The organism is Liquorilactobacillus aquaticus DSM 21051 (assembly GCF_001436755.1).
Lineage (GTDB): Bacteria > Bacillota > Bacilli > Lactobacillales > Lactobacillaceae > Liquorilactobacillus > Liquorilactobacillus aquaticus.
In genome coordinates, this window is sequence record NZ_AYZD01000033.1 from 180,392 (window position 1) to 191,298 (window position 10,907).

Consider the following 10,907-nt stretch of genomic DNA (forward strand, 5'->3'; position numbering starts at 1 on the left):
TACGAGATCAAATCTGAGAGTTTTTTGTCTAATTATTTTCAACTACGGTCAAATTTGCCAAATGGGCATAATGTTTATACAGAACCACAAATTTACCCTTACTATTTTCTTCCCAAGGCTTTTCTTTGCCACAAAAATGAAGGAAAACCGTGTTTTTGATGATCCAGTCCAAATTCCAAGTGCCATTGCTGATCATCTCATATATCAAATTTTTACGGGCGTCTAAATTATAAATCTGGTCAGGCAGAGGCAAGATGTGATTGCCATATAAAGAATTCAAGATGTCTTGATCAGGCAGAAGAAGTGTTGCGCTTTTTTTCTGTATAAATGCATAAATGTCTTTGTATTTGATATGGCGTCTTGCCTGCGTAACATTGATCAGCAAAACACCTGAATTGTAATACTGTTCGGTCTCATAATTTTGTAGCCGAACTTTGTTAACAACAGTCGTAAAGTTAGTCAGTTGTGAATGACTTGCAGCTGCATAAAGGTGATTCTTGAGGTCTAAGCTGTAAAAAGCAGAAATATTGTTGATACATAGAATATCGGCATCTAAGTATAAAACTTTTTTTATATCTTTCGGAAGATATTCTTGAGCTAGCAGTCGATAATAAATAGTTTTAGGATAACGTTTGTTAATAGGTGCATATTTGAATCTGCTTGTACCAAGGATGAGTGGTTCATAAGTCATATTTAGGGCGGAACAGAAACTTTTAAATTCATTTTTCCAGGAAAATTGCTTCTCTTGGAGCACAAATACACGGAAAAAAGTGTTTGGTGTGTTTGCCCTGAGAGAATACAAAGTTGTCTTTAATTGCTCAAAAAAATTATTGTCAATCGAAAATAACAGATTAATAGATTTCAAACTCAATCTTCCTTTTTAATAGTTAATAAGCGTCTCTAAAATAGCTAAAAATTCCTGAGACCGAATACTTCTTTACTGATTATTCTAGCACACAAAAAGTTGTGCAGGCCAAGCAACAGCTTTTCGCTATGAATACAGTAGAGGCGGTTGTAACATAATTGATGCATAGATATCAATTTCTGTAGCAATTTTTTGACCATTAATCAGCAAAAAATAACCGATTATCATTTAGAGGAACGAAAACATCCCTGAGCTTGTATACTTAATTAAGAAACAAAGAAAGGGGGGCAAACAAATGCGTGTAAATTTTTATATTGATCCAGAACATGACGAACATGTTGATTTTTTCTTGAAAAGAATCGAGCCTTGGCACCAGCAAATAGCGGTCAACTTACAGCAAGATACGACATTTATATGGGGCTACAGAGAAGAAACTGCTGCACCGTTAGAGTTCAAGAAGATTATTCGTTTTTATACAGAAAATAAATATGTTTTTTGCAATACAACAAGTCAAGGTGATTTTAAGGTCAAAATGAGGATCTATCAGCTAGTAAAGCAATTACCTGAACAATTTATTCAAGTTTCGAGCAGTGAAATAGTTAATTTTAACTTTGTAGATCATCTTGAAATGAGCTCAGCAGGAACGATCATAATACGTTTAAACAACAACCAGACAGCACTGGTTTCGCGCAGATTTGTAAAAGAATTAAAAAGGAGGCTGAATCTATAATGAACAATAAATTATTAAAGCTAGCATTTCACGGAATTCCTGTTGGTATTGCCCTTGGGTTATTGATTTCACTTTTTTTCTCGTACGCTTATGGACTTGAAGACTATGTACCATCAGCACCACAATTTACAGAAATGTTTAGCAGGCCATTAAATGCTGTAGCAATTTCAATTATTTTATGGGGTTTGATGGGAATTTTATTTTCTATTTCATCCTTGATTTTTGAGAAGGAAGGATGGAGCATTACACGTCAGACAATAACTCATTTTTTTGTTACTTTCTGCGGTTTCACTCCATTAGCAGTCTTATGTGGTTGGTTCCCACTTCAATGGGGAGTACTGGTATCTTTCACAATTATTTTTGTTATCATATATGTGGTGATATGGTCTATTAATATGGCAAGCGGACGCCGTGACGTTGAAAAAATCAACAAAAAACTCAAAAAGGGGAACTCATAGCCTATGAATAGTATGTTATACTATATCCGATAGTAAAAACACGGTCTGGTTGGTAGTCCAGACGCTAGCGCGAAATCACTAGTCAGTAACCTGCCTCCTTGGTTGTCCTTCTATCTGTAATTAAAAGGAGGGGCAACTTTTTATGTTAACCATAAAGGGAAGTTTAACGATCATTTATGAACCACCGTTCTATAAGGGAATCTTTGAAGAAGAAACGCAAGATTCTTATCGCGTTGCAGAAATCAACTTGGGAACATCAGTGCCGAAAACACGGCATATTTATTCCTATTTGTTGACACACTATAAAAATTTAGTTTTTTATGAGCAGCACCAACAGACTAGCCTTTCTTTTACACGTGTGAATCCCAAAAGATTGCAGCGGTTAGCTCGTAAAACTGTCAAGGCAGATTTCAAAGGTACGAAAGCGCAGCAGACGCTTCAGCACCGATATCAAGGTTTCAAATCGGATAAAAGGAAGCAGCGCAGTGTGTTGAAAAAAAACAAAAAACAGCGTCAGTATGAACAGAAAAAGATTAAACAGCAGCAAAAACATAAGGGTCACTGAAATGACAAATTTGCGTATCAAATACAGTGTTATAACTCAAATAATCAGTGGATTGCGGGCAGGTAATACTTAGTCCGCAATTCTTTTTATAATTAAGTAGGAGCGGAATAATGAGAAACTTTATTTTTGATTTTGATGGGACATTAGCTAATTCAGGCAAGACAGCTGTTTATGCCACACAGACAGCATTTAAAGATCTTTCACTACCTGTGCCGCCAGCTGCAGACATAGAATATTATATGGGTATTCCAATTGAGATCTCTTTTAAAAAAATGGCAAATAAAAAAGTTACGGATAATCAGCTTGTGGAATTAATCGATTCTTTCCGTACACACTATAAGGCGCTTGAATCAAAAAATCTGGCGCTTTTTCCTAAAATAGATTATGTCTTACAAGAACTATTCTCAGAGAATAAAAAAATGTTTGTCCTCTCGAGTAAACACTCATTAGCACTAAATCGAAATTTAAGGCAATTGAATATTCTACAGTATTTTCAGATAGTTTGTGGTTCTGATCAAGTAAAAAAGTACAAGCCAGCACCTGATGGCATTCAGCATCTTTTAGAAATAGGTAATTTGAAAAAAAGTGAGACAATAATGATTGGGGACGCAATCTATGATTTGCAGATGGGGAAGGCGGCAGATGTTTCGACTTGTGCTGTAACATGGGGAACGCATGCCACTTCATTGCTTGAAAAGGAAGAACCAGATTATTTAATTGATAAAACTGTTGATTTGTTGACAATATAAATACTTTTTAGGATTCAAAATTTAATACTATTCAAATTAAGGAGAGATATCTTACATGGTAGGAGACGCTTTATTAATTGTCGATGTTCAAAACGGTGTTTGTCACAATGCAGAATCAGATATCTATCAGTTCAAACAACTGATTGCAGGAATTTTGAACCGTACAAAAGAATATACTGCTAAAAATAAACCCATAATTGTTATTCAACATCAAGATGAAGAATTGGTAAAAGGATCTGAAGCGTGGCGCTTGGTCTCTGAACTTGAACTGCCTGATGAAGTTTTCTTTTTGGCAAAGAAACATGCTAACAGCTTTTATCAGACTGATTTAAAAAAACTGCTCACGCATTTAAATATCGCTCAGATCGAGCTTTGCGGAGCGCAGACCGAGTATTGTATTGATGCAACTGCAAAGTTTGCACACGGTTTAGGGTATAACCTTCTGATGTGTCATGGACTAACGACAACTTGGGACAATCAGTTTATGACTGCACGACAAACAATCAATTTTTATGAAAGCATTTGGGATAAACGATTTGTTCGATTTATTGACTAAGTATTTTTTAATAAAAGACAAACGTTACATTTTTTTAGAAAAGAGGCAGCAATGTGGGGGGAAAACTAACATTCCATGAAGTAAAACATTTGACAGAAGAACATTATCAATTGTTGCTAGAAGCAGATCCAGCGCGCAAGATGATTGAAGCTTATGCGTGCAGAAGTGTTTGTATCGCAGTAGAACGCGAGGGCTTGCTAGCAGGACTCATGCTCTTTCTGCCGACAAGACCCGAAACGGTCGAACTTGTTAATATTGTGGTTGTTAGTCAAGTCCGTAACCAAGGAATCGGGCAAGGCTTGATTCAATATGCAAGAAAATGGGCTAAGAAACAAGGCTACAGCGTTATTGAAATCGGTACGGGCAGTACCAGTTTTGGACAGCTGTACTTATATCAAAAAAATGGCTTTAGAATTAGCGGGGTAGATACAGATTTTTTTGTAAAGCATTATAATCAGCCAATTTTTGAAAACAACTTGCATTTGAAAGATATGATCCGTTTACGCTTGGAACTTTAGCCAAAAGTAAAGTAAAGTTGGAAACATCATAAGGAAAGAGGAATTGGATTGTCACGAAACTACCAGCTTGTATTTCATTCTCAAGTAGCATCAAAAAAGCCTGAAAACATGGTACATACAGATAACGACTGTCCTTTTTGCCAACGTGAATCGCTTACTGATATTCTTGCAGAAGATGATGATCGTATTTGGTTGGTAAATAAATATAGGACTTTAGAGGAGACATATCAAACAGTCGTTATTGAAGCAGCGGAGCATAATGGCGATATTACAACATATACACGTGAAAAAAACAGGGCCGTCTTTAAATTTGCTATGGAAGCTTGGAAGAAGACCATCGATTCTGGAAAGTATAAGAGCGTTCTAATGTATAAAAATTTTGGCCCATATTCTGGTGGGAGTTTGCGTCATCCTCATATGCAAATTGTCGGGTTGAACAAAATTGATGCTTATAGAAACATTCCACAAGAAAGTTTTGACGGAGCTTTTTTTTATGAAAGATATGGACTAAAAATAAATATCTCGGATTATCCAATTGCGGGTTTTACTGAGTTCAATATTATTATCTCAAATGTGTCCAACACTGAATATTTTGCTGACGCAGTACAAGTAGTTGCTAAGTATATACTAAATGATTTTTTTAATGGAAAATGCACCTCCTATAATCTTTTCTTTTATCGCATCGATGAGAAAACTGTGGCAAAAATAATACCAAGATTTATTGTTTCACCCTATTTCATAGGCTACAAAATCCCTCAAGTTACTGATCACAAACACAACAGTGAACTAGGCAAGGACTTATCTGCTAAGTTACTCCATGAAATGGGGGACAATAGTTAATTGACGTACTGTCAAATAATTATTCTTTCAACTCGATGTGAAAAAAGTTTTTTTCATAAACAGAGATAAATTAGATTGATTTAATTTTAAGTAATTTTTTTATTAATACTGTTAGACTTAATAAGTGAAGATTTTGAGGAGTTGATTTATTTGAAATTAAAAATAATTTGGCAAATGACTGTGAAAATTTTTGTGCTAACATGTCTGCTATTGCTAGCTGGATGTACTGCCCAAAATAAAGCAGACACTAAAGCTAGTAAACTAAAAACTAATGAGAATTTGAAAACTAAAAAACTTAATGCTAACAAAAAAAGATCTAAGAAAGAAACTGCTTCAAAATGGATTCACTATAAAAAAAAATGTCGGATTCCAATCCTGATGTATCATAGTATCTCAGCGGGGAATGCATTGCGCGTACCTCCCAAGCAATTTGCTGAAGAAATGGCATATTTAAAGGCAAATCATTATTATACATTAACTACTGCGGAAGCAATTAAAGCCTTTGAGACTAATTCGTTGCCTAGACAAAAGGTTGTATGGATAACTTTGGATGATGCATATAAAGACAACTATACAGCGGCATTTCCAATTCTAAAAAAATATCATTTACATGCTACTATTAATTACATAACGAGTTTTAATCAAAAACCGAATCATTTGACGCTTAATGAAGCGAAAATAATGCAGCACAGTGGACTAGTCGATTTTCAAAGCCATACAGTGCAGCATTTAGATTTAAATGAACTTTCGACCGATGTTCAGATGCAAGAATTGGCCAATTCTAAAAAATGGCTTGATAATACTTTTAGGCAGAAGACACAGATGATTTGTTACCCAGCTGGGCGCTATAATCAAACAACGATTAAATTGGCAAACCATCTTGGATATAAAATCGGTTTGACTACAAATGAAGGACTTGCGTGTTTAGATCAGGGCTGGTATTCGCTCTCACGTGTTCGGATAGCTCCAGGAATAAGTCTCCAGACATTTAATCAATTGTTAAAAAATGGATATTAAACATAGTGATTAGAGGTTTAGGCTGAACGTTTCATCTGAAGTAGTGAGCTTACGAGACCATTTGACAAATCAAAAGATTGTTGCTATATTTTTAGTGATGTGTGATGAGTACACTTTGATTCCTCTTAAGAGAGCTGGAGTAGGCTGAAATTCAGTGGAGAGTCATTGTGGAATATGGTCTCATTAATGTTGAGAAAACGAGCAGAAGTTCTGCAAGTTTTTTCCAGGTACGCCTGTTAAAGCGTAACGGTATTTTTGTATTTGAATAGTGCAATATATTCTTATTTAACAAAGTACCTACTGAGTGTTGTTTGGTAACGAGCAACAAAACTATCGGGTGGTAACGCGAATATTCGTCCCGCAGTCAGATAACTTGGCTGCGGTTTTTTATTGGCTAAAAGTCATGTTACCAAATAAGAATCAAAAGGATGTTGGCATAAGTCGAGTATCAGGAGAGGGATGGAGAAAATGAGAAAAAATAGAGCTTTATTAACTTTGGTGGGTATTATCATAATAGTAGCCGGAATCATTACACTTACGGTTCGAAACAACAATAGTGCAAAAAATTCAGACACAATCACGATTGGATCAATCGGTTCAGATGTTCAGATCTGGAAACATATTGCGAACCTACCTGAAGTCAAAAAAGAACACTTAAACATCAAGGTGAAATCTTTCACAGATGGGGTTTCTTTAAATACAGCAACTGCTGAAAATAAAATTGATGTTAATGCCTTTCAATCATATGCATATTACGTTGCTTTCAATAAGAATAATAAAAACGAAAAATTGGCGGCACTAGGGACGACCTATCTTGAGCCAATGGGCATTTATTCGAGTAAATACAAAAGAGTGAAAGATATTCCTAACGGTTCGACGATTGCACTAGCTGATAACCCCGCCAACACCGCTCGCGGACTTAAATTACTTGAAAAAGCTGGATTAATTAAATTAAAATCTGATTTTGGAAGTCTTTCAGGGACTAGCGCAATTGCCGATAATCCACATAATTTTAAATTCAAGGAAATTGATGATACAACTGGTCCACGAATTATGAAGGACAACTCAATTGCGGCAGTTCTGATTGGAAATACAATTGCACTTGAAGGAAAATTAAACGTTTTAAAAGATTCGATCTATCATGAAGAAGTTAATCAGTCCACTAAAGAGAACATCAATATTTTGGCAACTTCTGAAAGAAATAAAGATAATAAGAAATACAAAAAATTGCTGAAAGTGTACCACAGCGCTAAAGTACAGAAATATATTAAAGACAAGTTTGATGGAACTAAAATTCAAGTTCAAAAGCCGCTTTCATATTTTGCTGATTAGGTTGTGCAATAACACTTAAGGTTGATGGTAAAAATTCTACAATTACTCTAAGATAGCCAAAAAAGAGTGCCCTATGACAAAAATCATTGTCATAAGATACTCTTTTTTCGTATCAATATATTTCAAGAATCAACTTTCCAGTTTAATAACGAACTAATTATCTTCTATTTAACTTTAAGCATGTCCTTATCTTGTTCTGTTATGTAGTCTCTAGTTAAAGGAAGACTTACTCCACTAGGCCCCTTTGTCAGTAAATACTGTGCAACATCAATATTTCCAGATTCAAATGATGCAGCGCATGCTTGCAGATAAAGATTCCACATCCTGAAAAATTCCTCATCAAACATGCTGGTAATTTCTTGTTTATGATTAAGCACATTCTGAGTCCATATTTCCAACGTTTTTTGATAATGTCTTCTAAGCGTTTCTAAATCTTTGAGTTGTAACCCGCTATTCATGATGTGTTCCATTATCTCACTTAAATGAGGTATATATCCACCTGGGAAAATATACTTATCGATGAAGGGATCCGAGCCAATTCCCATATGCTGTCCTGTAATACCATGAATCAGGGCTCGTCCTTCCGGCTTTAAGAGATCGGAGATTTTATTGAAATACAGTCCAAGATTTTCTTTACCTACATGCTCAAACATACCAACACTTGTGATGTAATCAAAGCTTTGATCTAATTCGCGATAATCCATGAGTTTAACATCAATCATATCCTCAAAATGTTCTTTTTTTATTTTATTGCTGACATAGTCAAACTGTTCCTTGCTCAACGTAATTCCTGTTGCATGAATTCCATAATTTTTTGCTGCTGCAAATAAAAGAGTTCCCCAACCGCAACCAATGTCTAATAAGGTTTTGTTGCGCTCAAGGTCAAGCTTATTTAAGATATGATAAACCTTGTTAATTTGTGCTTGTTCAAGTGAGTCGTCTTTATTTTTAAAATACGCGCAAGAATATGTCATAGTTTTATCAAGCCATAAGCTGTAGAACGAATTACCTAGATCATAGTGACTCTGAATATCTGATTTGCTTTGCTTTTCGGAATGATTCTGTTTAGGTAGAATTTTTTTGAACTTATTACTATTTATAAAACTATGAGGAGTCATGAAGATAGCAGTTATTAAGTTTTGAATGCTTCCCTCGACTTCGATATCTTTCTTCATATATGCTTCGGCAAGCGTGAGCGTTGCATGCTCTAATACCAAATGGGGAGGCAAGGGTTCTTTGATACTAATCTTGTTTTGCGGTTTTCCCTCCGGACCAAAAAGTTCTGTTTCTCCATCCCAGAAAGTTACTTCGACCGGAATATTAAAAGCATGTTTCAGTAATGTCTTGTAAAAAGTTTTTTCTAGCAATATAAAGACCTCTTTTCAAACTTTTGAATAAATATGTTATAAGTTGCTTAATAACTTTTTAATTGATCACTCCCAAATAATATAACGCTAATTTTCAAAATGATAAAGGTTGAAATTACTCCTAAAAACTTTTTTGAATAAAGATGGAATTTTGAACAAAATTAAAAGGCAAAATACTTGTTTAATAAATTAAGTTTGTGTACAATGTAATTATCGAAATGCTCAAATGTGAGCATGATTATGTGATACCTAAAAATGGAGGATGATCGATTATGAAAGTTGCAGTTGTAGGTTGTACGCATGCGGGTACCTTTGCAGTTAAACAAATTTTAAGCGATTACAAAGATGTTGAGGTTACCGTTTTTGAACGTAATGAGGAGATCTCATTTCTTTCATGCGGAATTGCGCTTTACTTAGGGGGCCAAGTCAAAGACCCACAAGGACTATTTTATTCAAATCCTGAAGAATTAAAAAAATTAGGTGCTTCTATTAAAACAAGACATAACGTAAGGGAGATCGACCCTAGAAATCACACATTGGAAGTTGAGAATCTTGCAACGAATGAACTAATGATCGAACATTACGATAAGTTGGTTATGACCACCGGATCTTGGCCAATAGTCCCAAATATTACTGGGATAAAAAGCGAAAAAGTTCTACTTTGTAAAAATTGGTCGCATGCGCAAGAGCTTTTTAAGCGCGTTCCAAAAGTTAAAAGGATTGCTGTGATTGGGGCAGGCTATATCGGAGCAGAACTAGTCGAAGCTTACTCGCTCAAAGGGCATGAAGTCAGTTTGATTGATGCACAAACTCGTGTAATGCCGAAATATTTTGATCCAGCATTTACCAACCGAATTGAAGCTGACTTCGAAGCAAACGGGGTACAATTGGAACTAGGACAGTCGGTCCAGAGTTTCGAGGAAAAAAATGGTGAATTAATTATAAAGACTGATAAAAAAGCAATAGCTGCCGATTTAGCGATACTTTGCATCGGTTTCAGACCAAATACGGCATTACTAGCGGACAAAGTTGAAATGACTCCTAATGGTGCGATCATTACGGATGATTATATGCGCAGCTCAGATCCTGACATTCTCGCAGCAGGTGATAGTGCAGCTGTTCACTATAATCCAACAGGAAAAAATGCATATATTCCGTTAGCTACGAATGCTGTCCGTCAAGGGATTCTCGTTGGCAAAAATTTAAAAAAACCTACGATGCGTTACATTGGGACACAGTCAACCTCGGGTTTATCACTTTATGGTACTTCAATTTGTGCTACGGGTTTAACTGCCGAATCGGCTAAAAATCAAAGAATAGACGCAAAACAGGTTATTTTCGAAGATAATTATCGTCCTGAGTTTATGCCTTCAACTACACCGATCTTAATGTCGCTTGTTTATGATGCAGGTACTAGACGTATTTTAGGTGGGGCATTGATGAGTAAATACGATATTTCACAATCCGCTAATCTTTTGTCGCTCTGTATTCAAAACAAAAATACAATTGATGATTTAGCAATGGTTGATATGCTATTCCAGCCAACTTTCGATCGACCTTTTAACTATTTAAACCTTCTTGGACAGGCTGCACAAGCGCAAGCAGCTAAGGTGGAGACCACCAAAACACTTGCCTGAGCAAGTGAATGAATTAGCAGTTAAACACGGTATCTGGAAGGGCTGAAAAGTACAACAATAGTCGATAAGATCTGAATTACTAACATGATCAAGGTTCTGACTATGAGTACTTCGAGATTAAACAGAAAAATTAGCGATTAAAACACATTAATGTGTATAGCAAAAGCTCAATAGAGTAGGCAAGGCAAAAATAATTTTTTTGCCTTGCCTACTTTTGTTATATCTGCGAATAAACCACAAGTTTTACTTGTGGGGGTGAAAAAGCTTCAGCGT

The 10,907-nt window shown here is 35.6% G+C and carries 12 protein-coding genes; 10 read left to right on the forward strand and 2 right to left on the reverse strand.

The window, feature by feature from the left end:
• Nucleotides 1-28 precede the first annotated feature (28 nt).
• A complete protein-coding gene (locus FC19_RS10390; RefSeq protein ID WP_057876870.1) occupies nucleotides 29-871 on the reverse strand; it encodes a glycosyltransferase family 8 protein in 843 nt (280 codons plus the stop codon).
• A gap of 289 nt (nucleotides 872-1,160) precedes the next feature.
• On the opposite strand from FC19_RS10390, the gene FC19_RS10395 reads away from it, so the two are divergent.
• From FC19_RS10395 to FC19_RS10435, 9 genes are all read left to right on the forward strand, one after another.
• Entirely contained in the window at nucleotides 1,161-1,595 is a 435-nt protein-coding gene (locus tag FC19_RS10395; protein ID WP_057876871.1) for a LytTR family DNA-binding domain-containing protein, read from the forward strand.
• The gene (locus FC19_RS10400) at nucleotides 1,595-2,053 is read left to right on the forward strand and encodes a DUF3021 domain-containing protein (protein ID WP_057876872.1); all 459 of its coding nucleotides are present in this window, start codon (nucleotides 1,595-1,597) and stop codon (nucleotides 2,051-2,053) included. Before FC19_RS10395 ends, FC19_RS10400 begins: the two co-directional genes overlap by 1 nt.
• A gap of 142 nt (nucleotides 2,054-2,195) precedes the next feature.
• Nucleotides 2,196-2,618 (forward strand): YjdF family protein, encoded by a 423-nt coding sequence (locus tag FC19_RS10405; protein ID WP_057876873.1) that lies wholly within the window; start codon nucleotides 2,196-2,198, stop codon nucleotides 2,616-2,618.
• A 110-nt stretch (nucleotides 2,619-2,728) separates the two neighbouring features.
• Nucleotides 2,729-3,367, forward strand: a complete 639-nt coding sequence (locus FC19_RS10410) for an HAD family hydrolase (protein ID WP_057876874.1) — start codon at nucleotides 2,729-2,731, stop codon at nucleotides 3,365-3,367.
• A gap of 55 nt (nucleotides 3,368-3,422) precedes the next feature.
• A complete protein-coding gene (locus FC19_RS10415) occupies nucleotides 3,423-3,923 on the forward strand; it encodes a cysteine hydrolase family protein (protein ID WP_057876875.1) in 501 nt (166 codons plus the stop codon).
• 53 nt (nucleotides 3,924-3,976) lie between these two features.
• The gene (locus tag FC19_RS10420; RefSeq protein WP_057876876.1) at nucleotides 3,977-4,441 is read left to right on the forward strand and encodes a GNAT family N-acetyltransferase; all 465 of its coding nucleotides are present in this window, start codon (nucleotides 3,977-3,979) and stop codon (nucleotides 4,439-4,441) included.
• A 48-nt stretch (nucleotides 4,442-4,489) separates the two neighbouring features.
• Nucleotides 4,490-5,281, forward strand: a complete 792-nt coding sequence (locus FC19_RS10425; protein ID WP_235809377.1) for a DUF4931 domain-containing protein — start codon at nucleotides 4,490-4,492, stop codon at nucleotides 5,279-5,281.
• Between the two features lie 150 nt (nucleotides 5,282-5,431).
• Nucleotides 5,432-6,298, forward strand: coding sequence for a polysaccharide deacetylase family protein (locus tag FC19_RS10430; protein ID WP_338037348.1), 867 nt, complete (start codon nucleotides 5,432-5,434; stop codon nucleotides 6,296-6,298).
• Between the two features lie 468 nt (nucleotides 6,299-6,766).
• Entirely contained in the window at nucleotides 6,767-7,630 is an 864-nt protein-coding gene (locus FC19_RS10435) for a MetQ/NlpA family ABC transporter substrate-binding protein (RefSeq protein ID WP_057876877.1), read from the forward strand.
• Between the two features lie 164 nt (nucleotides 7,631-7,794).
• Here FC19_RS10435 and FC19_RS10440 read toward each other — a convergent pair whose 3' ends face one another.
• Complete coding sequence (locus tag FC19_RS10440) at nucleotides 7,795-8,997, reverse strand: SAM-dependent methyltransferase (RefSeq protein ID WP_057876878.1); 1,203 nt, start codon at nucleotides 8,995-8,997, stop codon at nucleotides 7,795-7,797.
• Nucleotides 8,998-9,269: 272 nt separating this feature from the next.
• On the opposite strand from FC19_RS10440, the gene FC19_RS10445 reads away from it, so the two are divergent.
• A complete protein-coding gene (locus FC19_RS10445) occupies nucleotides 9,270-10,634 on the forward strand; it encodes an FAD-dependent oxidoreductase (protein WP_057876879.1) in 1,365 nt (454 codons plus the stop codon).
• Nucleotides 10,635-10,907 lie beyond the last annotated feature (273 nt).